General features: G+C 58.7%; 28 protein-coding genes. 10 read left to right on the forward strand and 18 right to left on the reverse strand.

The window, feature by feature from the left end:
• The first annotated feature begins 253 nt into the window (after positions 1 to 253).
• The gene (locus ABIA90_RS14015; protein ID WP_354118310.1) at positions 254 to 406 is read left to right on the forward strand and encodes a hypothetical protein; all 153 of its coding nucleotides are present in this window, start codon (positions 254 to 256) and stop codon (positions 404 to 406) included.
• A 372-nt stretch (positions 407 to 778) separates the two neighbouring features.
• Here the strand turns inward: ABIA90_RS14015 and ABIA90_RS14020 are convergent, their stop codons facing one another.
• Positions 779 to 1051 (reverse strand): hypothetical protein, encoded by a 273-nt coding sequence (locus tag ABIA90_RS14020; RefSeq protein WP_028156228.1) that lies wholly within the window; start codon positions 1049 to 1051, stop codon positions 779 to 781.
• A gap of 413 nt (positions 1052 to 1464) precedes the next feature.
• Positions 1465 to 1683, reverse strand: coding sequence for a hypothetical protein (locus ABIA90_RS14025; protein ID WP_283016716.1), 219 nt, complete (start codon positions 1681 to 1683; stop codon positions 1465 to 1467).
• Positions 1684 to 2098: 415 nt separating this feature from the next.
• On the opposite strand from ABIA90_RS14025, the gene ABIA90_RS14030 reads away from it, so the two are divergent.
• Positions 2099 to 2380 carry a hypothetical protein gene (locus tag ABIA90_RS14030; RefSeq protein ID WP_283016715.1) on the forward strand — a complete coding sequence of 94 codons (282 nt, stop codon included), beginning with the start codon at positions 2099 to 2101 and terminating at the stop codon, positions 2378 to 2380.
• 265 nt (positions 2381 to 2645) lie between these two features.
• Here the strand turns inward: ABIA90_RS14030 and ABIA90_RS14035 are convergent, their stop codons facing one another.
• Positions 2646 to 3149 carry an ATP-dependent DNA ligase gene (locus ABIA90_RS14035; protein ID WP_346283364.1) on the reverse strand — a complete coding sequence of 168 codons (504 nt, stop codon included), beginning with the start codon at positions 3147 to 3149 and terminating at the stop codon, positions 2646 to 2648.
• 279 nt (positions 3150 to 3428) lie between these two features.
• Between ABIA90_RS14035 and ABIA90_RS14040 the strand changes: the two genes are divergently transcribed.
• Together ABIA90_RS14040 and ABIA90_RS14045 are read left to right on the forward strand one after the other, a co-directional pair.
• Positions 3429 to 3683, forward strand: coding sequence for a PepSY domain-containing protein (locus ABIA90_RS14040; protein WP_039156949.1), 255 nt, complete (start codon positions 3429 to 3431; stop codon positions 3681 to 3683).
• A 115-nt stretch (positions 3684 to 3798) separates the two neighbouring features.
• A complete protein-coding gene (locus ABIA90_RS14045) occupies positions 3799 to 3996 on the forward strand; it encodes a hypothetical protein (RefSeq protein WP_135217200.1) in 198 nt (65 codons plus the stop codon).
• A gap of 36 nt (positions 3997 to 4032) precedes the next feature.
• Here ABIA90_RS14045 and ABIA90_RS14050 read toward each other — a convergent pair whose 3' ends face one another.
• The 3 genes from ABIA90_RS14050 to ABIA90_RS14060 form a co-directional block, all read right to left on the reverse strand.
• A complete protein-coding gene (locus tag ABIA90_RS14050; RefSeq protein ID WP_135217209.1) occupies positions 4033 to 4410 on the reverse strand; it encodes an NUDIX hydrolase in 378 nt (125 codons plus the stop codon).
• Between the two features lie 496 nt (positions 4411 to 4906).
• Positions 4907 to 5269, reverse strand: coding sequence for a hypothetical protein (locus ABIA90_RS14055; RefSeq protein ID WP_135217202.1), 363 nt, complete (start codon positions 5267 to 5269; stop codon positions 4907 to 4909).
• Positions 5270 to 6087: 818 nt separating this feature from the next.
• Positions 6088 to 6459 carry a response regulator gene (locus ABIA90_RS14060; RefSeq protein ID WP_283016713.1) on the reverse strand — a complete coding sequence of 124 codons (372 nt, stop codon included), beginning with the start codon at positions 6457 to 6459 and terminating at the stop codon, positions 6088 to 6090.
• Positions 6460 to 6736: 277 nt separating this feature from the next.
• On the opposite strand from ABIA90_RS14060, the gene ABIA90_RS14065 reads away from it, so the two are divergent.
• Positions 6737 to 7717 (forward strand): sensor histidine kinase, encoded by a 981-nt coding sequence (locus tag ABIA90_RS14065; RefSeq protein WP_283018883.1) that lies wholly within the window; start codon positions 6737 to 6739, stop codon positions 7715 to 7717.
• 45 nt (positions 7718 to 7762) lie between these two features.
• On the opposite strand, the gene ABIA90_RS14070 is transcribed toward ABIA90_RS14065, so the two are convergent.
• Positions 7763 to 8953: a sensor histidine kinase gene (locus tag ABIA90_RS14070; RefSeq protein ID WP_283016712.1), complete on the reverse strand. Its 1191-nt coding sequence runs from the start codon at positions 8951 to 8953 to the stop codon at positions 7763 to 7765.
• 652 nt (positions 8954 to 9605) lie between these two features.
• Here ABIA90_RS14070 and ABIA90_RS14080 point away from each other — a divergent pair.
• Both ABIA90_RS14080 and ABIA90_RS14085 read left to right on the forward strand, forming a co-directional pair.
• Positions 9606 to 9815: a hypothetical protein gene (locus ABIA90_RS14080; RefSeq protein WP_283016711.1), complete on the forward strand. Its 210-nt coding sequence runs from the start codon at positions 9606 to 9608 to the stop codon at positions 9813 to 9815.
• A 139-nt stretch (positions 9816 to 9954) separates the two neighbouring features.
• Positions 9955 to 10140, forward strand: coding sequence for a hypothetical protein (locus ABIA90_RS14085; RefSeq protein WP_028152975.1), 186 nt, complete (start codon positions 9955 to 9957; stop codon positions 10138 to 10140).
• A gap of 558 nt (positions 10141 to 10698) precedes the next feature.
• On the opposite strand, the gene ABIA90_RS14090 is transcribed toward ABIA90_RS14085, so the two are convergent.
• From ABIA90_RS14090 to ABIA90_RS14100, 3 genes are all read right to left on the reverse strand, one after another.
• Positions 10699 to 10962, reverse strand: coding sequence for a hypothetical protein (locus tag ABIA90_RS14090; protein WP_283016710.1), 264 nt, complete (start codon positions 10960 to 10962; stop codon positions 10699 to 10701).
• Positions 10959 to 11315 carry a hypothetical protein gene (locus tag ABIA90_RS14095; protein WP_354118309.1) on the reverse strand — a complete coding sequence of 119 codons (357 nt, stop codon included), beginning with the start codon at positions 11313 to 11315 and terminating at the stop codon, positions 10959 to 10961. The genes ABIA90_RS14090 and ABIA90_RS14095 overlap by 4 nt, the downstream gene beginning before the upstream one ends.
• Before the next feature lie 111 nt (positions 11316 to 11426).
• Complete coding sequence (locus tag ABIA90_RS14100; protein WP_354118308.1) at positions 11427 to 11978, reverse strand: hypothetical protein; 552 nt, start codon at positions 11976 to 11978, stop codon at positions 11427 to 11429.
• A gap of 617 nt (positions 11979 to 12595) precedes the next feature.
• Here ABIA90_RS14100 and ABIA90_RS14105 point away from each other — a divergent pair.
• From ABIA90_RS14105 to ABIA90_RS14115, 3 genes are all read left to right on the forward strand, one after another.
• Positions 12596 to 14467, forward strand: a complete 1872-nt coding sequence (locus ABIA90_RS14105) for a S41 family peptidase (RefSeq protein WP_247305619.1) — start codon at positions 12596 to 12598, stop codon at positions 14465 to 14467.
• A gap of 779 nt (positions 14468 to 15246) precedes the next feature.
• Complete coding sequence (locus ABIA90_RS14110; protein ID WP_354118307.1) at positions 15247 to 15597, forward strand: hypothetical protein; 351 nt, start codon at positions 15247 to 15249, stop codon at positions 15595 to 15597.
• A 161-nt stretch (positions 15598 to 15758) separates the two neighbouring features.
• Entirely contained in the window at positions 15759 to 15887 is a 129-nt protein-coding gene (locus tag ABIA90_RS14115; RefSeq protein ID WP_502918352.1) for a hypothetical protein, read from the forward strand.
• Positions 15888 to 16649: 762 nt separating this feature from the next.
• Here the strand turns inward: ABIA90_RS14115 and ABIA90_RS14120 are convergent.
• From ABIA90_RS14120 to ABIA90_RS14155, 8 genes are all read right to left on the reverse strand, one after another.
• Positions 16650 to 16826: a hypothetical protein gene (locus ABIA90_RS14120; protein ID WP_354118306.1), complete on the reverse strand. Its 177-nt coding sequence runs from the start codon at positions 16824 to 16826 to the stop codon at positions 16650 to 16652.
• Between the two features lie 480 nt (positions 16827 to 17306).
• Entirely contained in the window at positions 17307 to 17732 is a 426-nt protein-coding gene (locus ABIA90_RS14125) for a hypothetical protein (RefSeq protein ID WP_038935863.1), read from the reverse strand.
• Positions 17733 to 17999: 267 nt separating this feature from the next.
• Positions 18000 to 18215 carry a hypothetical protein gene (locus ABIA90_RS14130; RefSeq protein WP_354118305.1) on the reverse strand — a complete coding sequence of 72 codons (216 nt, stop codon included), beginning with the start codon at positions 18213 to 18215 and terminating at the stop codon, positions 18000 to 18002.
• 71 nt (positions 18216 to 18286) lie between these two features.
• On the reverse strand, positions 18287 to 19054 hold the full coding sequence (locus ABIA90_RS14135) for a DUF4145 domain-containing protein (protein WP_354118304.1): 768 nt from the start codon (positions 19052 to 19054) through the stop codon (positions 18287 to 18289).
• Positions 19051 to 19224, reverse strand: a complete 174-nt coding sequence (locus ABIA90_RS14140; RefSeq protein WP_354118303.1) for a hypothetical protein — start codon at positions 19222 to 19224, stop codon at positions 19051 to 19053. The genes ABIA90_RS14135 and ABIA90_RS14140 overlap by 4 nt, the downstream gene beginning before the upstream one ends.
• Positions 19225 to 19386: 162 nt before the next feature.
• The gene (locus ABIA90_RS14145) at positions 19387 to 19830 is read right to left on the reverse strand and encodes a GIY-YIG nuclease family protein (protein WP_354118302.1); all 444 of its coding nucleotides are present in this window, start codon (positions 19828 to 19830) and stop codon (positions 19387 to 19389) included.
• A gap of 195 nt (positions 19831 to 20025) precedes the next feature.
• A complete protein-coding gene (locus ABIA90_RS14150; RefSeq protein ID WP_354118301.1) occupies positions 20026 to 20211 on the reverse strand; it encodes a hypothetical protein in 186 nt (61 codons plus the stop codon).
• A gap of 290 nt (positions 20212 to 20501) precedes the next feature.
• On the reverse strand, positions 20502 to 20747 hold the full coding sequence (locus ABIA90_RS14155; protein ID WP_354118300.1) for a hypothetical protein: 246 nt from the start codon (positions 20745 to 20747) through the stop codon (positions 20502 to 20504).
• Positions 20748 to 21664 lie beyond the last annotated feature (917 nt).

The raw sequence follows: 21664 nt of genomic DNA on the forward strand, positions 1-21664 counted from the left end.
ATTGAGGGCGCTACACAACTGCTGCGGCGCGCTCGCGGACTTCCTATCGGCGGCGCCAGAAACGAACTTCGCCGCTTGGCGAGGGTCATGATCAAACTTCATCGGATCGGTTTTCGCGCCTACATAGACATCGGGAAAAAACCCACGATACATTGAGGCAATCCGGGGGCGCGCTACGTCCAATACGCTACATTTCTGATTCGATTGAACAGTTTTGCTTCTCCCTCGTCATATATAAAACGGGGAGAGTAAGGTGGTCGAAAAAGACGAACGCGTCGAACTCGAAATGAAGATCATGAAGTACCGCTCATTCCTCCGACGGATGGCGTTAGACCCCGAGACAGAGGCGCGCATCCAAGAGCTGATCGCGGATCTGGAAAGCCGGCTGCGATCCATCGACGAGTAAGGCCGCCTTAGTTGGCGGACTTTTTCGATCATCAGCTTCGTTTTTCCGCACAGGCCGGCGGCCTTAATGGCGTCTCTTGCTTGGAACCGATTGGCAAGCGATCGATTGTCACCGCATCATCGGCCATACTCCGCCTTAGGCGTCGGTGACTGAGAGACCGATTGGGCTCCCGCCTGCGTAGCATGGGAGCGTGCCTTGGTCGAACAGCCCCACATCAATCCGTATTCAGTCCACGCGCGCATCTGCCTTGGCGTTGCAGCCTTTGGCGCCGCACTGTTCGTTGCGGCGCTGTTCATGGGCATGCGGTAGGGCCGGCTGCGCCAGCATGGACAAGCGGCGCGGCGGTAGAAGTAAAGCCAGGAAGAGACTGGCTTACTTCATGTTACCTGGCGCCACCTTCGTGCCGCCTTGGTCGCTGCCGGGACCAGAGCCGCCCTGGCCGGATGCATCGGGTTTCACCATTCCGCCCTTGGCCATGCCGTCTTTGCTCATGCCGGTGGTGCCTTTGGTCATCGAACCTTTGTCCGTATTGTGCATGCCGGGCTTCTGCATGTTGTCGGACTGCGGAGCGGGCCTGGAATTCTGAGCGAAGGCGGTACCGCACATAAGGCCGAGGGCGGCGGTAGCGATAATGATCTTCTTCATCGAAAACTCCTGTTTGGATTCGTGCGGGGCCAACGGGAGCGCAGAAGCCACGTTCCTAAACCATCCGTTCAGAAGGAAAGAAAATCTGCCAGGGGTTCTGAAACCAATCCGGGTCGGGACCGTACCGCCCAGGCTTTCGGGAGAGCCACCAGTATTTGCGGGTCAGCAGGTCTTCGCTGGGTGGCATCATTTTCACATACGTGCCGCTCTCGTGCTTCGAAAACTACGCCGCGCTCGATCGCGTGTTTGAGCCCGGCGCCGAACTCGCTGCCACTGCCCTTCAGCTTGAACAAGAAGGGCACGTTGATCCGTTGGCGAGCGCGCCGCTGATCGCAGGTCGGGCGACGCTAATTAGCTTCGACCAAGTGAGGCCCGTCGGTTCACGCTGGCGGGCCTAGTACTCCCGGGACGCCTTAGACGACCCTAAACGCGCGGCGTAGATCGCGTGCTCTGACCTCTCGAGCGTACGGGAGTATCTCCGCAACTATGGCGTAGGCGCGCTCTCTGGGCACGCCTAGCGCGACCTTGCCCTTGATGAACTCATCGAGGCCGACCAAAAGTTTACGTTCAGCCTCTGTCATCTGCTGCTGATGAGCGTCGATTTCCTTCTTGAGTGCGCCGTCGTCAGACATCAGTGCTTCACTCTAGTGGGAGCTGTAAATACTCCGCCGGGCAAAGGCCCGCTGGTTCACTGGCGGGCCTACCACCAATAAGCAACCCCTGCCGGTTTACGACAGGGGCTGCCGCGGATGGATGGCCTGAGGCTAGCGCCGGGGGCATCTAGGTGTCACGCCAAGGACCCGCTGAAAGTCAACGCCGCTTGGCGCCTCGCAGCTAGCAGATTTGTTGAGCAGCGCGCACAAATAAGCGGCTTGTTAGACCGTGCGGGTTTGATCACGTGCACCAAGATTGAATACATGTGGTAGTTGCATCAATTGTTCTGCAGTACGCATTGCGATCACCATTCACGCTTAGCGGTTCGCCAGCTTGACCGATCGAAAAGGTCGCGCAAGCCGTGGTCCCCCGACACACGGGCTTTTTAACTCAATGGTGCTGCGCTATTTTAAAGCCATGCCGCGTAGCACAAACCGTAACCTGCCGAGATCTGCGGACCTAATGGCCGCCAAGGACGAGCTTCTTGCTGGTCGACGGATCGTCATTGCTGCTTTGGCTGGACCGCGTCTTAGCGGTAAGAAAGGCATCGTTCTTGGTCAGGGAGCAACGGCCACTCAGGTCAAGGTGCTCTTAGACGGTGCCAAGGGCTACGTGATTCTCCATGCGCGATACGTTGATCTATTCGAGGATCGATCCGCTACCGAGGGGGTCTAGAATGACCGAAATGAAGGCGCGGTACGTTGCTTGGTATGAGCGACCGGTAACCGGCCGGTTCACCGTACTGGATCTTTCACTAGATGTGCCTGCGATCGGAAAAGGCGGGAAGCCTCTGTCTGGCTTGTCGCACTCCACTGCTGAAGCAGAGGCCGATAGACTGAACGCTGCCCGCAGCCGACCGAGGGGCCCAGAAAGGGGATGGACGGAAAGGGGCAATTGAACCGCCGGGCCTTGATTGGGCAGGAGGCGCGCGACCGAACGCTCAGAATTCTCGCGTCATTGCCGGATGGGTCCGGTTCTTCACCTTGATCCAGTCTTTCGAGCGGCCGGCGCCATAACGCCGGTCGCGGCGTTTCGAGACCAGGCCCTCGAGGCCCATGCGGCAGGCGGCGGCGAATAGATCCGGACCGATCTCGGCAGCCTCGAACGGCGCGACGAATATGCCATCAGGCCGGCCGCGCAGCAGCCGCGCCAAATTGGTCTTGCGCATCGTCAATGGCAGCTGGCGCAGGTCCTCGCCGCCAAGCGCGAGGATGTCGAACGCATAGAGCTGAACCTCGTGATCATGCTTGCGCGAGTGCAGGGCGTTGAAGTCCGAGGCGCCGTCGACGCCGAGCACCACGGCCTCGCCGTCGATGGCGAATTGCTGCTCGCGGTTGTTCAGCGCGGCCTCGACGATCCAGGGGTATCGCTTGGTCCAGTCGTGGCCGTTGCGGGTGAAAAGCCGCACGGTCTTGCCCCTCGACGCGCAGGCGATAGCCGTCATACTTGATTTCGTGGATCCAGTCGGGGCCAGCCGGCACCACCTTGGCGGCGGTCGGCAGGCAGAATTCGAACGCGGTACGCATGATGCGGAGATAGGGATCGTCTTTCCCGTAAGAAGGGGCCGCGTTGCCGGTTTTGACCCGAAGCCGACCATCTTGTCCCCAGGGGCCCAAAACGGAAGTCCATTCGTTTGCGTCGATCTGACACCAAGTCCGCGGGCGCGACAGAGGAACATCAATTCAGCGCGCCCGTTGAAGCCTTTCATCGAGAGGAGGCCAAAATGAAGCTTGCCACAATTCTGGTTCTCGGTTCCCTCGCCATTGGCTCAGCAGCGAGAGCAGACCAACCCGGACCTGACTGGATGCCGATGGAGCAAGTGAAGGCCAAGGTCATGGAGTCGGGCTATTCGCAGGTCACTAAGCTTGAAGCCGACGACGGCCAATGGGAGGGCGAAGGCATCAAGAACGGACAGAAGATGGAATTCCACGCCGACCCTAAGACCGGCGTGATCGTGCGCGAAAAGCCAGACCACTAGCTTTGAGAAGATGCAAGGTGGGTGGCCAGTTGTACTTTGAGCCGCCCCCTGAGGGCATTACAGTCATTGACGCATCAGCATCTGGCCCGAAACGACAATCGGGATCGCACTGCAAATGCGCACCAAGGATGTCACCAAGGCCGCCGCGCTCTACATGCTCAAGAATGGTCTTGCGAGCTATAAGGAAGTCGCCGAGCTTTCCGGTCGATCACGGCAACTCATTCGCATTTGGGGCGGGAAGGTTGGTGCACCGGGAGCCCGAAAACGATATCTGAAGAAGGTCTGGACCCGCGCTAAACGGTTGCGCGGTTGACCGCTGGGTTCGAGGCCGCAGTTGCGAGCGCGTGATCTACTTCGGAAACAACTTGTCCCGGATGTAGCGCGACGTGGGCGTGAGTCTGATGCCGCGCGGCTTGCGCCAAGCCGCTTTGTCGATCTCGTTCTTATCGCCGATCCTCAGGGGACCGGACGCCTTCTTGGCCACAAAGATCGCGTCGCTCATCTGTCGTCCGGATTGACGGTTTTTTCCCTTTACCTCTTTCCAGAGCTTCACTGGCCCAAGTTTTAGCTTCGGCAGTTCCTCGGTGATCTCGCGGCGAAGACACTTCCTCTCACTTTCACCCGCACGCTTACGGCCGCCCGGGAACGCCCAGCGCTTATCGCGCCGTCGTCGGACCAGAAGTACTCGCCCATTCTTCGCGGCGACAAGTTTCGAGGATTTAGCCATCTTTCTGCGAATCGATTTCACAATCCGGCATCAGTTTACAGCGGGGTTCGCGCCGCAGTGAAGAGCATCGTTCCCCTATGATTACGGAGCAATCGGTTTACGTCCAAGTCGCTGGTTCGCGCTGGGCCAGACGACTGGTCGCGCTGTGCGTATCGGGCGGGTGAGCGCCGAAGGCGGCTCTTGTGGACCCGCCGATGAAGTCGCCAGCGACCGTTCGGCGCTACTGCGAACGCGCTTGGGGCCGCTCACAAGGCACCTCAGTGCCGCCAGCCGTCCTTGTCGACCTCGACTCGAAAGCCTTCCGGCATACGCGGCACTTCCCCATCGCCAGCAGCGTTGCAGGCCGGACAGGGCGCCCCCGCGCCCCCACAGTTGCAGGCGCGTGGGCCTTCCCAGGGGCGGTCCGGGTGGTTCTCGCAAACCCAGCCGAGATCGTCACAGTTGGCGCACGTCGTAGCCATTGCACCGGCCGCAAGGGGCTTTTCGTCGCTGGACATCAGGCGATTCCGCGCAAGGGCAGCGCTAGCTGCATGTCGAAGCTCCTTGTGGCGTTGGCGGCGATGAAGGCTTGCAGTGCAGAAGAGACCTCGGTGTCAGTGTCAGATGCGCGCTGGGCCAGTGCGTCGGCGACGTCGGAAGTCGCATCTCGCGACCATCCCTCGACGGGATTGAAGGATACAATTCGGACCGGATAGGCGTACTGGCCGGACAGGAGATTTTGCAGGATCGTCTCGAGGTCGGTGTCAGCCTCATCCGTCTCGCGCCAGGCGCAACCGGCGCGAGCGCCGAAGTCTTCAAGCACCAGATAAATGTCGCGGTCGAGGCGGTCGGCCGGCACGATCGAGGGCGAGGAACGCATACGCTACTCCGATACTACAAGGCCGAGAGACTGCCCCGGCTGCCGGGGAGACAAAGGGATTAGGCCGGGGCCCTGCGCCCACTGTGGCAGCGAGCCAACGACGACTCAAATATTCGACTGCTCTGGTCGTTCCCCTTCAGTCAGTCCCTTTCAAGGAAGAAAAGGGCCCCAGCTCAAATGGGGATGAGCCGGGGCCTAGAGGTTACCCTCGACGAGCCTCGAGGGCGCCGGGAAAACTTGGCAAAAGCCACGATGTTCCTGGCTCGGCAGAACCCCCTCGGCCAACAAACGTCAACGGTGCAGGGGTAGCGCCAGATGCACGCCGATCGTGCGGAACGTCGCAGCAGGGCCGCAGGTGCCGGACGAGACCGGACCCTGCGGCCGAGCGGCGCGCTGTGTGAAGCAGGGGAGATTTAAGACTTGGCTGGGAACGTCTATGTTGCGCCCGGCTTGTGTTCTGCGGTGACGGTCTCGGTCCCACGAGACAGAAGCCTGTCCGGAGGCCCCAGCATCATTGCGCCCCCCGGCCGATGCTGGGGTCTCCACGGGCAGAGGATTCAAAGATGGATCCCAATGCCAATACGGTTTTGGGCGTTCTGCTGGCGGCAGCCCTCCTTTACCTCATATTTGTGCATTAGCCGCTCGCCTGTTTCCGAGCGCGGTGGCCTAGGGCGTGTATTCATAAACCTGCGCTGCACTTCTTATGAGGTCCGCTCTGCCTCTGATAGCGGCGCTTTGGTGCACCTCACCCTAGGTCCGCGATGGGCCAAACCCGGAAGTCGTAACGACTGCGTTGGCTCCGCTGAAAGGTACTTCAATTAGACTGTCAATTCACGAAGCGTTTTCAAGATTTGAGCAGCATTGTAGGGCTTCGGCAAAAATAACCCGCCGTCTGGCAGATCATCACAACCGATTCTGGCTTGGCCGGAAGTGGTAATGATCTTGATCGGAGGCCAACGATCTCTGACCGCGGCAGCCAGTTTGAGACCATCCATACTGCCGGGCATTTGAATGTCGGTAAAGACGACGGCGATGTCTAATCGGGTTTCGAGAATAGCAATGGCTTCATCCGCATTGGCCGCTTCGATCACATCGAACTCATCTCCTGCAATCATTTGCGCCGCGTCCATCCGTATCAACACGTCATCTTCCACAATAAGAATGACCGCTCGTTTCGCCGCTGAAATCATCGGTCAATCTTTCATCTAATGGAACGGCCTCTCAGCCTCGTTTTATGTGTCAGGAACCAACCTGTTGCTCGAACCTATTGGGGGGCCGCGGAGTTGGTTCCCAAAGCGTCATCCAAAATCCCCTAAGGCATTTGCGGCCGGCGTTGTCGCCGATCTAATCCACTGCAGCAGGCAAAGTTCATCGAGCTGAGGAATAAACGTGGAAGCGCAAGGTGTTGGCTCGGCTGAGGTTGTCCCAGTCCCGAAGGTTTCCGAAGACCCGGCCGAGAAGGCGGGCCTGCCGGTTTGGAATGCCGACCAGCTTCGTTTGGCAATCTTGGCGGCGGGCGTCGCGCTCTGGTCGTGGAACGTAGACAACAATCGATTCACAATGGACGAGAGGGCTTTCGATCTCTGGGGGGTGCCCCTGAGCGAATACGTGTCGTTCGATGACCTCTCGTCACATGTACATCCGGCCGACCGTGATCGCGTAAAAGCTGCTTTTGCTGCTACCCGCGCGATCATCGGCGCCTACGAAATTGATTTCCGTATCATGGTCGGCGAAGAGGTCAGGTGGATTTCCGCTCGCGGCCAGGGAAATGACGCGGGCATTGTTGGTCGCATCATGTACGGAATTTTCATCGACGTGACGGGACGCAAGCAAGCTGAGGAAGGCCATGAGTTGCTCGCTGGCGAAATGAGCCACCGGGTGAAAAATCTACTGGCCATTGCATCCGGTCTCACCGCCATCACTTCGCGGTCCGCCAAGACGACCGCCGACATGGCGAAAGAACTTACGCATCGGCTGACGGCGCTAGGTCGCGCCCATGATCTTGTCCGGCCCCTTCCCGGTCAGGGTGGAAAAGCGGCGCTGTTAGGCGATCTTTTGACCGTACTGCTTGCGCCTTATGACGACTTGGGAGCGTTTAGCGGTCGCGTCCGCGTCTCAGTCCCCCGCATGGGCGTCGGCGAGCAAGCGGCTACAACGCTCGCGCTCGTTGTCCATGAGCTGGCCACCAATTCACTGAAGTATGGCGCGCTATCCTCACCAACCGGCACACTGGATATATCCTGCGCCGCGCATGATACCGAGGTGGTAGTCGTCTGGACCGAGCGCGGCGGCCCGCCCGTCGCGTCTCCGATTGGTGAAGGTGGATATGGAAGCAAGCTGCTCAATCGCAGCATGACGGCCCAGCTTGGCGGCTCCATTTCGTGCGATTGGAGTGCGGAGGGCGTGATCGTCACGCTTCACATGGTCAAAGACCGCCTGACAAGGTAAAGGCTGCATGTCTCAATGGTACCAAAGAGCGGACGATCACCTCCTTCACGCGGGCGCCGCGACGGAACCAAGCGGCACATCCAGCGAGTATCTAAAACCGGATGTTTCGTAAGCAAGTTGCACCTCGCCGTTCAGTTGCTGGCCTAGAGATTTCATCATGCGGGTGCCAAAGCTTCGTCGGGTTGGGTGCGCGACCTCGGGACCTCCGCTTTCGGTCCAGACCAAGTAAAGCCTCTGCTTCAACTCATCTATCGTCCACGCGATTTCAACGCGACCGGCCGGGCCAGAGAGAGCGCCGAATTTCGTCGTATTGGTGCACAATTCGTTGAAAGTCATAGCGAGCGCTATAACCGCGCCTGAGGTAATCCTCAGATCGGGCCCGTTGAAGTGGAAGCGCCTGGCTCCCTGGCTGTCGTAGGGCTCTGTGGCACTCTGGAAAGTCTGGGTAAGACTCGCGCTTGCCCAGTTCACCTGCATCAGCAGGTCGTGGGCTCGTCCCAACGCGCCTAGCCGGCCCTCCATGGCCGTTTGGCCGTCCTCGACACTGGAAGCTGCGCGAAAGCTCTGCGAGGCGATCGCGCTCACGGTGGCAAGGGTGTTCTTGATGCGATGATGAAGTTCGCCAAGAATCAGCTTCTGCAATTTGTCGGCGACCTCTCGCTCCTTGGCATCGATACCTGCCTGGACAAGCAGAGTTTCCGCATCGATGCCGGCTTGCTCCAGCAATAACCGAAGGCTGTGGTTCTCCGCCGACAAAACCACCTCCTGTGCGGAACGCGACGACGGGGTGGTTGGCAGAGCGGCGGGAAGCGATTGGTTTGCCGGCAATCCGGTTGCGTCAGGAACAATCAAAAGGGCGCCTGTACCTACCATTGCTTGCAATTCGGTGATCATCTGGTCGACAGCGAGCGGTTTGGCAAAGAATCGGCTGTCCGCCGGCCTTTCCGAATCGGTGGGCATCACTTGACCGGAAACCAGGATGATCTTGATCGCTGGCCAGCGGTTGTGCACGGCGTGGGCGAGTGTCAAGCCGTCGATGCTACCGGGCATTTGAATATCGGTAAACAGTAGGGAGATATCTGAGCGGGACTCAAGAATAGAGATCGCCTGGTCCGCATTGACGGCTTCGACGGGATTGAACCCCGCATCTTCTACGATGTCTACCGCGCGCATGCGTAAGACCATCTCGTCTTCGACGATAAGCACGTTCGGCAAGGGAATCGAACCTGTCGACATGGATAGCCTCACTAGCTGCCCCCAAATTGCCGAGGCAAGGGTGACGGCGGCAATTGCGGGGTCATCCGGCCATCGCTGAGCATTATGGCTAGAGCAGTGCTGCGCCTTTCGAGGACGGATAGCGAGCTAATTCGCTGCGCCCGGAGGATTAATGAGCCCCTGTCACCGGTGGCTGACAGTGATTGAAACTTTTTGGATTGCCGTCTTTTGACGTCGTCCCTCAACAGGCGGGAGATCGAACAAGCCTGAAATGGCAATTGTGGCTGCCGACTTCCGCTGCGTTGGTAATCCGACCTTTTATGAGTAGACGCCCTATGTAGGGGAGTGGCCTGATTTGCCTTCGGTAATTTTTGCGAGGTGATCAAAATTGACCATAAGTCCGGTAGCGTACATGCCAGGTTATCCCATCACCGCGCAGCCTTGGCATCTATCGGTGATGAGAACGCCATCACGCGCTCCCGCCTCCTTCCCTTTGGACAGGAGCTGGCGCCATGCACCGACGCCGCATCAAGCAAACGACATCCCTTGAAGAACGCCTTGCCGAACAAGCCCAGCGGCTCCGTCAGGCAGCCAAATCGCTTCCGCCAGGTATCGAGCGGGAGCGGGCGATCCGCAAAGCTCGGCAAGCCGAGACCGGCGCTCACATAAGCGAGTGGCTGACCTCGCCGGGTTTGGCACCACCGAAATGATCGGATACCACGCCTACCTCATAGGCTCCGATGGTCACATTCAACAGCGGATCGACCTCCTATGCGATACCGACGAGGAGGCAAAGGGACAGGTCGAACAGCTTGTGGATGGTCATGACGTAGAGCTATGGCACCTCAACCGCAGGGTTTGCGAGTTCAAAGCCAAAGAGTGAGGCCGCCTCAGTTGGCGACCTCTTTGAGCCAGTGCTTTCCAATTTGCGAATTCGCGCAGCCGCCAAGTGAGCGCTGACAGGGCGCCTGAGGCTGTGGTAAAACCAGCCCAAAGGAAAGGTACGCGCGGCGGGGCGTGCTATGCGGGACTATCAAGCGCAATTGGAAAAGCTGCGGACCGACGCGGCCGAGTGCAAGCTCATCAGTGATCTTGCCACTGACAAAGCCAAACGGGACTTGTTCGAGAGGCTGGCCAGCCATCTTACGGTTCTTGCCGATCAGGTCGAGACGGCCATGCTCGAACGCAAGGTCCGTGACGGGACTTAGAGTGGCACAATCTGCATAGACGCCACTTCTAGTTGGTGCATAATTTTCCCTCAAATTCGCGAGGGAGCGCCATGACCGAGCGATTTATTCAGGCAGGCATTGTCACCGTAGGCACCGTGAACGCTGGCCTAATCGTTTGGCTAATACTGACGATTTGAGGCCGCCTCAGTTGGCGGCCTGGCCTGGTTTGATTTAGATCAAGAGACGCTGGCCGCCATCAGACACGCTGGGCCTCATGGGAAAGCCTGAGGAACAGAGCGAGCCCAAAGAGCCCAAGCCGTCTCGCTTGGAGGAAGCGCTGCGGATCATTGAGGATTATGTCGCTGAGCTTCGTGAGATCGTTCGGAAGCTCAGGCGCAAGATGAACTAAGGCCGCGGCAGTTGGCTGCCTCTCTCCTCCCGAAGATACAACTTCAGATTCGTTGTCTTCGGCCAACTGCCATGAAAGATTGGCGGCATATTCGCGTCTCGGAGGGAATATCCGTTGCGCCTTGCATTGCCTTATGTGGGAATTGGTTTCTGCGCGCTTCTCTCGGGCTGGTTGTCCTTTACCTTGATCTATTGAGTGAGTAGGCCGCCCGGGCCTAGCAAGCGCACGTAAGTCCCGCTCTCGTGCAGCTGGAGCCAGCCGCGCTCGATCGCGTGTTTGAGCCCGGCGCCGAACTCGCTGCCACTGCCCATCAGCTTGAACAAGAAGGGCGCGTTGATCCTCTCGATATAGATGCGGCCGTCCTGGACGGCCTCGGCGCTCGCTGCGAGCTCGACCAGCTTGCGCGCGGCCGCCTCCGGGTCAGCATAGGGTCGTTCTTCGGTGTGCTTCATCGGCGTGTCCCAACTGGTGGCCTGCGCGGCGGTGATGTGTGCGCGATGCGGGTAGCTTCCGCCGATTTCCAGCTGTCGAATGTGGTGCCGCAGATACAGCGCATCAGCGTGCTCCGGATCTCGCTGTCGAGCTTCTCGCCCCGCGCCCGCTTGGCGGCAACCGCGGCCCGCCAGTCCCGGTCTTGGCGCCATTCGGCGAAGGCATTGTCTGGGATGGTGAGCCGCAGCTCGGACCACGCGGCCTCGAAAGCCTCGCGCGCGGCTTCGAAGATGGCGGCTATGCCACTCCGCCATGTGCCTGGCTCCATGCCGGGATACAAACCGACCGACCATTCCCATTGATCGGCGTGCACAGGCACTCCGGCGCGCCGCGCCGATGGTCCCGATGCGGACGTCGCCGGAATAGATGTGCCAAGTCTCGTCATGCGGATTGTCGGCGCGGGGGCGGGTGAGGGCGGTGTTGATCATGGCGACAGGATAGGGGCTAGCCGAGCCTTGAGCCAGCCGCTGGGGCCACCTGTAATTCTGTTCACCGTGATCGCTTCGATTTCCCGATCCGGATAGCGTGCCGCAACAAATGTGTCGCTTATTTCGGTGTCTTTGTAGGTGAAGCCGTCAGCCTTTAGTGTGCGCTTGGTCAAGTCAATCTCAAGCACGACTTCGAAAGCACTGGTATTGTTTTCCGAATATCCGTTCCCGAAAGCAAGAATCCTGAGGGTACCCTTACAAACCAGTCTGACTATGCCTGCACCGCTCGCACTTTTGGCTTGGCTCTCTGGAGCCTGTACCGGCGCTGGAGATGGGCTACGCGGAGCTCCCAGATGAGGCGCTTGTCGGAGTAGAAATTCCATGCTCGGGTGAGCTTGAGCGAGAAACTGCAGGGCTTCCGGCGAACCCTCATTGCCCCAAAATTCAGCGACGGCTCCATAGGCTGCAGCTCGCGACGCTACCGCCAGAAGGACCGCGATGATAAAACTTGCGATCCGTTTCGAGCCTACTTGCAAGCCCTCATACATGTGGACCCCAGTCAAACGCCGCCCGCTCACAGTTTGCCCTCTCGCTCGCGTTTGACCATCGAGCGCACTGCGCCTTCTGCGAGCTGGATTCAAGGGTGCAATAGTTGCAACTTGGTTTTGTGGATCCGTCCCCTCCTGAGCCTTCTCCCTGATACCGTTTGCGCGATTGCGGGTGTCAAAAAATCAACAGGGCCAAAATAACAATTCCCACTCTCATGGCATCACCCACTCGTTGGTAGGAAAGCGACGATGCTACCTGCGCAGGTGGCGCCGGCAAATGCGACAACTTGGACCAAAATGTCACGAGGCCTGCCTGATCCGTGGCGAGAACCTCAGGGCAAAAACTCGGTGACGGCCTCGCGACTTAACTCTTGCAATCGTAGCCAAAGAGGAAATCCCGTTCTGGTCACGTGGATCTAAAGTTCATCGTGTCGTCACCTTAAAGCCGACGTCTTGGGTCGGGCGGGACCGGCGTGCGAGTGTGTTGCGGGGCTTGCAACTGGATTGCCTGTTCGGTATGCTTTCGGCTCACCGCTTAGGGGTGCGATCTACACTGGCCGCATCAACATGACTGACCGCGACCCGGTCGAGTCTGTTGTGCAGAAGGCGAGGTAGAGATGGCCGCGAACCAAGCCGACGGCGGGAATACGTGGACCATTCCGCTCGAAATCAGCGTGCGGGTCGGTGCGGGCATTGAGTTGGTGCAGGTCCAGCCGCCCTCCGCGCCGTATCCCGCGGTGGGACCACTCGCGCCGCCTCCTCCTTCGTCGACAACGGGTTCTGGAACTCTCGACTCTCTCGCCGCGTCCGCGGACGACAGCGTGCGAGGCGTCTTGCAGGGCGGACATGGCCTGCACCACTACCTCGCCGGTATCGACAAGCTCAGCCCCGAGGAACGCATGAGCATTGTCGACCAAGCCATCCTTCTGCTCGACGGATACTATGCGCATCTGCAGCTCAAGAAGGCGATGCACGGAATTGATCCGGTGCAGCGGCTGCGGCTCCTGCGTCGACGGCTCCGCCGCTACGAGTCCGAGATATCTTTCCACAACGAGCTGACCGATATCTTCACCGGCCTGCGCGACCTGCACACCAACTACATACTGCCGGAGTATTTCGCGAAGGCCGCCGCATTCCTGCCGTTCCGATTGAAGCACTGCTACGAGAACGGGAGTCGCGTCTACATCGTCACGGAGACGATGAAGGGCATCGGTGACGCGAACTTCAACAAGGGCGTCAGAATCAACTACTGGAACGCGGTGCCCATCGATCGCGCGGTCGAGATCGCAGCCAACTACCACGCCGGCAGCAACCCGGACGCACGCCATGCCCGCGGCGTAGACGGGCTGACGCAACGCGCTCTGCTGATCTCAGCACCGCCGGACGACGAGTGGGTCATCGTAGGCTACACGGATCTGGCGGGAGTGCAGCGAGAGTTCCGCGCGGAATGGTCGGTGGTGGACGTGCCCCAGCCCGAGGACGAGGGGAGCGTTCAGTCGGCGGGCGCCGCACTGGCGCTCGGCCTCGACCTCGAAGGCGACGTTCGTCGGCGGATAAACGCCCTCCTGTTCTCTCCGGAGAAGCTCGCCGAGCGCAGCCGGATTCGCCGGGCGCGCGCGAGCGCAGGCTACACGACCGCAGGAGGTAGCACGCCCGAGGAGGCTACGGCCATCGCCGCCGCCGCCGCTGTGCAGGGATTGAAATCGGTGATGCCGGACGTATTCGACGTGCAGATGCTCAATCTGGGAGGAAAGAGGGTCGGCTACCTGCGCATCCGCACCTTCTCCGTCCAGCGCGACGAGCCGTTCGTGAACGAGGTTGTTCGCCTGCTCGAGCATCCGGACTTCCCGAAAGAGCGCATGATCCTCGACGTCCGCGGTAACGGAGGCGGTCTGATCTGGGCCGGCGAGCGGCTGCTCCAGCTCTTCACGGCGAAGCGGATCGAACCGACGCGTGCGCAGTTCGCAGTCACGCCACTGACGGTGGAATTGGCCAAGGCGGACGGGCAGCTCGCGGTGTGGATACCTTCGCTCGAGCGTGCGGTTGAGACAGGTGCGGCCTTCTCCGCCGCCTTTCCGATCACAGATCCCGAGCGTTGCAACGACATCGGCCACCGCTACAAGGGGGCGGTCGTGCTCATCATCGATGCTCGCTGCTACAGCACGACGGACATGTTCGCCGCGGGGTTCAAGGACCATGGCATCGGCAAGATCCTGGGGGTGGACAACAACACGGGCGCCGGCGGGGCCAACGTCTGGACCATCGATCTGTTACGACAGCTGCTGCACGGCGCGGGGGCACTGCAGCCGTTGCCCAAGGGCGGTAGTATGCGTGTCGCGATCCGGCGCACTCTGCGCGTCGGTGCCCAGGCCGGTACCGAAATCGAGGACCTCGGCATCGAGCCCGACAAGATACATGAGCCGACCCTCCAAGATCTGCTGAACAACGACGTGGATTTATTCCAGGCGGCCGCCGAACTGCTACCGTAGGGACCGGCGGCGGTCTGAGAGATGCCCCTGACATCATAGCCCACGCAGTTAGACACACGGCATTACTGGACTCGGTACTGGCCGACGGGAGAAACGCTGCGGATTGGTCCCGTGCACCTCGCGAAGGGCGGCCACACGCTGCCACCACGATCTCAGAAAACCAAAACGAGTCCAACAAATAGAAGTGCCACAAGCCAATTCATGGAGCCCCCCGCTTGAGGCCGCCTCAGTTGGCGGCCTATTTCTTATCGGGCAATTTTTGCGGAGTCGCTTGGGTTATCCTCCACAAAGCCAGACAAGCCGAGACTGGATTACATGTCAGTGAGGGGCTGCGGTTCCCGGGCTCGCAGGCACCGAAATAGCTCGCACAACAAAGCAAAGGACCGCTGTCGTCCACAGCGGCCCCTCACGCTTTCCGGGTTTCAATAATTCCGAAATGAAATGGCTTAACCAGCCCCGGAATGCCACTTTGCCCCGGTTAACAAATCCTTTCCATAACCTATGTGAATCGGCGCCCCTAATTCTTGAGTGGAGGCCGCCTTGTTCGGATAAGCCACCGGCGGCACTGCAGGGTCTGAACATCCTGAGGCGGCCGGTTCACGACGAAAGGATTGCTCGGCGGTGTGGGGCTATCCGTACAAGCCAGGCCACCTCGTGGCACTCCGGCGCACTGAGATTTCGGCGAGTGATCCACCATCAACGTGGTGGCCTGGAGAGCGCCCTTAGGAACTTTCGGAGGTGCAACTCATTGAGCGGTCATTCAAGTAGAGGACCGCTCTGTGAACCACATCGCCGTTATCTTGATCTTACTCTTTGGCGGCTCGTCGCTCGCATTGGCCCAGAGTACGGGTGGATCGAGCAGTAGCGGCTCGGCGGCGAGTGGAACTGAGGCCACCGGCTCCAAAGGTTATGCGGGCGGCAACCTATCGACCGGGCATACAATAAGCGGCACTGCGGGCTCCTCCAGTCCCAACGTGGGCAACGCGCTCAGCCACGCAGCGACCGGCGACGTGGATGCTTCCTCTGTTAGTCCGGCTCCAACTTCCCACGACAACGCGGTGGATACGCCCGCCGCCGAACGCGCCATAAAGAATTTGGGCAACACCGATATCGGCATTCTCAAGAAGTAGACCATGCTACAAGTCGGCTCGGTCTTGGCGTTGGAGCCAAGGCTATGCAGGCGGCAGGTGACAGCATTGAGCACAGGATAGTCTGTCAGCCGAGCTTTCGGATGAACTCACCAAGCGGACCGAATGCGAAGCAAAAAGCCGAACATGACAAGATGTCAAAGATGTCCGGCGCAGGCTTCGATAAAATGTTCGCGACTCACATGGTCGCAGACCACCAAAAGGATATCGCCGAGTACAAAAGGCATCAAAAAGTAAGGATGCTGCTGGAGAATATGCTTCCGACTAGATAGACGTTGCAAAAGCACCGGGACACCGCAAAATCGTTGAAGACCGGTAATTGATCCGACAGCGGAAGTCTCAAGTAGCTCTTCCAGAATTTGGCCAAACATCCGAGGCTCCATTTGCCGGGGGCGGCTCAGCTTTTTAGTTGAGCCTGCTTCTTTAAGTTGGAATAGCGAGCTTCGACTGATGCCTGGCTACGGCCGAGATCTGCTGCATGTCGCTGAATGACGCTCCGCTCGCCTGCATATGTAAAAGCATTTCTTCGTCCTCTGCGGACCAGATCGTCGAACTTTTGGAGTTCCGGTTCGGACCATTTCCGCCCTGCGCGATCATCCAAAAGGTGGAACGCTTCAGACAAATTATGGCAACCGGCATCCCACAACGACCTCTTACAGGTTGGGCAGTCGTACACGCGCACGCCGGAGGGGGGCAGCAATCCGCTGCGGCCCTTAGACGACCAGTTAGGCCGAACTGGCACATCTTGGTCTTGAACATTGACCGGACACGGCCCCAAGTCCCCGCGGGTTTTAGGAGTACGCGCCCCTGAGCCCGTAATGGCCTATCGTCAAATTTCCTTCGATTTCCTCGTCGCCATCCTCATTTGGTTCGCTGGGGAGTCGAATGATGAGCGAGGAAGAAGCTGATCGCTATCGAACCGAAGCTGAGGAATGCCGCCGTTTGGCCGATAGAGCAATTAGACAGCCGACAATGAAGCCTGGTTGAGGCTGGCCGAAGGCGCCAGCATGCTAGTGGAGCGCAAGGGGTGAGCGCTATCGCCTGCTGAGCGAAACGCCCAGCAATGAGGCCTTCACCATCGTCGCGCCTGGCGTCCGCTTCAGCACTTTTGCAATTTTTGTGGCACCAGCCTTTTGCTTGGCCAGCGACTTCAGTGTTTTCACATCATCTTTCGTCCATTCGCGACGAACAGTTTTCTTCTTCTTGGCCAACTCGGCGCTCCTTCAATGTTGAAGAGCGCCGTCTAACACATGAGGCGTGGCGTGCAAACCCGCGTGAGGAAATTCATTGCCCAACGATCATTTCAACGCGCCTCACTGCTAAACTCAGGCCTTAGGCTCGTCCGGAAAATCGAAGCTGAGAAAAATGAGTGCGAAAGCTCCGACGATCACGAGCGCAACGCATAGCGCCGCGATTCCGTAGGGCCACACTTAGGTCTCCGTTGGAAAGAACGAAGCCGACGCGCCGATTATGATGGCACGCCGGCGTCGCCATGCTGAATCCGGACAGGGCAACTCGTCCGGTGACGACAGCGTAATCGGGCAACCGACGAGCGCAATCGAAGGCTGAAATTAAGCTTGTGCGGTAGGGTAAATGAGGGAGGAACTGCCCGACAAGCGAAGGCGTGTGCCCAGAGGAAGAAGTCGATGACCTGTTCGACTAACTTTCATGTCAAGACGCGAGGATCCGAACTAGAGTACGAACGTCGTACCAAGATTAAGGACCATCTTTACCATCCACTGGCCCCTGATCGTAAAGGTCATCGGGTTCGTGTTGGGTAAATCGAAATTAAAAAAGACGCTTCCACTCTTATTGAATGCCACGCCGGACAAGTCATCTGGTGAAAAGGACACGTTTTGCGTGACGTCACCGCGATGCCCCTTAATGTCCTTCAACGAAAATGGGCCGCTGAAGGTGCGCATAAGTTGCGTGTCTAATTGGAAGTCCGTGTCCGCAACACCACTTCCCGAGATTGGTCCGGAGCAACCCAACAGTGCTGCGATGTTAGCTACCCTGCTGCCAATCTTAAACGATATCGATGCGGTGCCCGACGACGTGCGTACCCTCAGCACGTGCGCAGCAATAAACCAGTCGTCCGCCTTTGTGTCTGCTGCCACGGCCGCCTCCCGCTGTAACTGAAACCTCTCGCCAGCGACTGGAGATTAACCGTCCTGATGTCATACCCATGTGAAGAGGTTCACACGACGTAAAATGACATCCTCGGCTCGCGTACCTCCGGCAGCCTTGACGGAAGGCAGCATTCTGCGCCTGAACGTCGTAAATATGAGCGTTAAAGCGTTATCGGAATTTGGCGAGGCACCTCGCGCTTCGCCGCGGCTCATCGTCGCGGCGGGTGAGTACGACACACCAAGACGAATAGCGGACTATGAGTTGATCACAGCAAGGACGCCATCGACGAAAGCCTGGCATTCAGCGTGAGTCTTGAACGTGCCTTTGTATTTGCCGAACAGAAAGACGGTTCGGCCGTAGCCCTTCCCAAAAAAGTATTGGCCGATGTGCCTGCCGGCGTCATCTTTAAGCTCAACGCTATCGATGCTTTGCGATGCTTTGAGGTCGGTCGCGGGGAGCTTGATTTGCACAAAGTGTCTCCGAGGCGTCAGACTCGAACGGCCCGCAGGTTAATATGCGGCTAATCTGAGTTTCCAAGCTGTCATTCTCCTTGCTGAGTCTGCGCGGACGACATTGACAGCTTTGCTTGCTCTAGCTCGGCTTCTTTTTGGCTGCTTAACACCATTAACTCGGCTAGCCGCTTGGCTCGTTTTGCACGCTCGACGTACCATTCTTCGAAGAGTATCTCGATTAGCTCAATAAGGACCTGTGCCTCACCTGGATCGATTTCGACGATCAGATTGACATCCTTTTCCATGTGAGCGCCGATGTTGCCGAGCTTGCGAACGACATCAATCGCATCGATACTTTCGTGGGTCACTCCTTTCGCCGCTGTGTGCGAGTCCAATTGTTCACGGAGCACCTTAATCTCACCCGCCAATGTTGGCTTCGACACGCCGCAAAAATCACGGATCATGCCCTGCAGACATCGCCGTGCCAACGTGGCGCTTGCTTTGGGACTTAGGTCGCGAATCCGGCAAGCTTCGTAGTAATCCTCTCGGATCGGAACGGGAATAATATCCGGTTGAGGCTTGGCGGCGCTCTGGGGACGTAGATTGTAAGTTTCCAAGGGGTCGTTGAGTTTGAACCCATCCCAGGCCCCGTCTCCTCTGCCGAACTGAACGAGTAAGGCAACCTCTTTGCATTCCGGATTCGCGCAAGCGTGCGCGATTGTCAGCGTGCCGATAGATCGGGCTCCGAACTTATGCTCCTTTAATGGGAGATAGGTCTTTTGGACGGCGAGTTGGTGGTCGGTGATCGTCTGCGGCCTGTTGCAGAAGGGACAGGTCCAGTTTCGGCTGGCGTTCATATGCCTTTTCCAAATAGCTCGGTGGCGTCGTCGAGCAGCCGGTCTAGGATGACGGCTTCGGCACGCTGGTCTTCTTTGGCCTGGGTACCGATGTCAACGCCGCGGCCTCTTGTTGCTTCTTCAACTGCGCCCAGCACGACGCAAAGCGCCAGAATTCGTAAATTCGGCATATTGGCCCCCAAGACCCAAGGTGCGACCATAGATCGAGGGGAGCGGAGGGGGCAACTAGGCTTTGGCATACACTGCGACTTAGACGTCGAAGCCCGCAGATGGACGAGATCTTCGGGCGAAGCGAGCCCGCCCGAAGACTTGTCTCAAAAATGCTGCGCGACTCAGACCTTCAGACCATTGAGCAGTCCGAAAGGCGCCTCTCGCCCCGCCGACGCCAGTCCGCCTGTCAGACCCAGGAGGCCGCCAAGACTTGCTAGCGAGTTGTGCTGCGAGTTCAACGGAGGACACAGCGCTCGGATGAGCCGTTGCTCAACCTCGTGAAAACGAACCTTGCTCTGTGCGTCTGTACGGTGGACCCATAGCTCGGTCGCCCCATCGCGCTTGGCTTCCTCGATACGGTCATGAGAGCCGATCCGAGTGGCGAGATCCTCCGCTCTGCCGATGTAGTGCACAAAGCCGTAAGGCGAGACGAAAGCATACACGCAGTCGCGGCCATAAGGCCGGGCATCGATCGGGTATCGCTGAAACTCGAACTTCCACTCCCAGTCTTGCAGGGCGCGTTTTTCCGCAAAAGGGGGATTGATCAAAGCGTCGTAAAGTGACATCGGTAGTTCTCCATTGCGAGAGCGCCCGGTTTCCCGATTCCCCAAGAAAAGGTCCGGGCGCGGTTCGCGACTCGAATCATTTCGTGTCGCATCGAAAGAACACACGTAGAACAGAGTCGACGCAACCCCGTCATGACTCATGCCGTGGTTATCCGGCCTTTTCACATCTTCTGTGGATAGCTTGCGCCAAGGCCTTTAGTGGCTGACCTCGGCAAAAATGCCGACCGATGACCATGGGAGAAGGCGAGCTTCGCGTTTTTCGTTGTCTGCGTTCATTCCTATCTCCATCCAGCCGCCATCTTTGCCGCGCCAAATTCGGCTCATGGCCGATTCAATCGATTGGACAGACGATACACCGCGCCGCTTGTCGGTGATTGCCAAGCTTGCCTTCCCTGACGGTGGGATGACCGCGAGCAGCCTAAGGCGAGAGGCCGAGCGCGGCCGGCTCGCCGTTGAGCGCATCGCGGGGAAAGATTTCACGTCGTTTCAGGCCATCGCGGAGATGCGAAAGCTGTGTCGCGTTGAGCGGAAGGAAACACCCAGCTTCCCCCATGGGGCGTTTTCGGTAAAGCGGTCGGGGGCATCGTGGGTTGTCGATGACGGGGTGGGTGAGACATCTAAGCTGGATGCGCTGCATAAGCAGCTATCGAAGCGAGCGTAAATTGCGCCCCCTATTCCTTGATTGAGTGCTCCCGCATAAACCGCGCGGCCCTAACGCGCGCTCGCTCCATCATGTCTTCCTTCGCTTTCAGGGCGGCAAGTTCTGATTCAAGCCGCTCGTAGATCGGAAGATAAACCTCGCCGCCCATTGGCGCCCGGGCCATCTCAAAGGCAAGCCGATCAAGGCAGCGTTCTATTAGATCGGCGGTGATTGGTTCGTCGGCGGTGATCTTGGGGTACGGGGAACGTTTGGCCATGTTGGCACCTCGGCCGCCGACCTCGCAGAGCGTCAAGCCGATTCGTGTCGGGACAATGCCTTGGTACGCCACCTTTGAATCAAGTGGGCCGGTCTAGAAGTTCGAACGAGCGAAATGCCGTTGAGTTGCGCCAGCTATCCATGGTGCGACCGCACACCTCGCACTCGGCAGAATCGGTGTCTGGAAATGGAGTACGTGTGGAGATCATTTTATAGATTGCGCCGCAGTCGCACTTGTACTGTCCGATCAATTCGCGCCAACCGCCACTCATGGTTTTCTCCCAGTCTGCGATAAGCCAAACGGGAGGCCGAAGCCTCCCGCCCGCTCAAATGAAGCAATGAATGATTGCGGCGATTGCCCAAAGGCAACCAGCAACATTCACGTTCACGCGAACATCGACTCGGTGTGTTGGCTTTTTCACAGCCAGCCCTCCGGGTCGGGCGCGCCTCGACCCATGAAGGTTGAGGAGTTGGCCGCCATCGGAACGGAAAGAAACCGCCGTTCATGTGCTCGCATCGGCCCACCTTCCGCGTTACGTACCGCTTCCAGTGGTCCCACGTCTCTTCTGGGTGCCTAGACATCCATCCAGGCGGGTGGTCGACACGGGATCACCCCACATCGACGCCCCCAGCGTGGGGCGACGGTTATCGCCTCCGGGTCGCGGACTTGAGAAGTGTCCGGTCCAGAGTCGGCCGCCGCTGACGCGAAAACTATAGGAGCCGGGTGGGATGCGAAAGTGCCACGTTGCGAGATCAACCTTGGGAAAAATACGGGTAACGCCCTAACGTGCAACGTCTAGCTGTAAAAACCCACGATAAAACGTATGGCAAAGAAAGCCCCAGCGGCGACGGTCACTGTCGCGCCGATCGCAAGCATCACCCTCAAACTCTCGTCCATGGTACCTCGCTTACAGGACG

The organism is Bradyrhizobium sp. LA6.8, from assembly GCF_040547935.1.
In the GTDB taxonomy this organism is placed as follows: Bacteria; Pseudomonadota; Alphaproteobacteria; order Rhizobiales; family Xanthobacteraceae; genus Bradyrhizobium; species Bradyrhizobium barranii.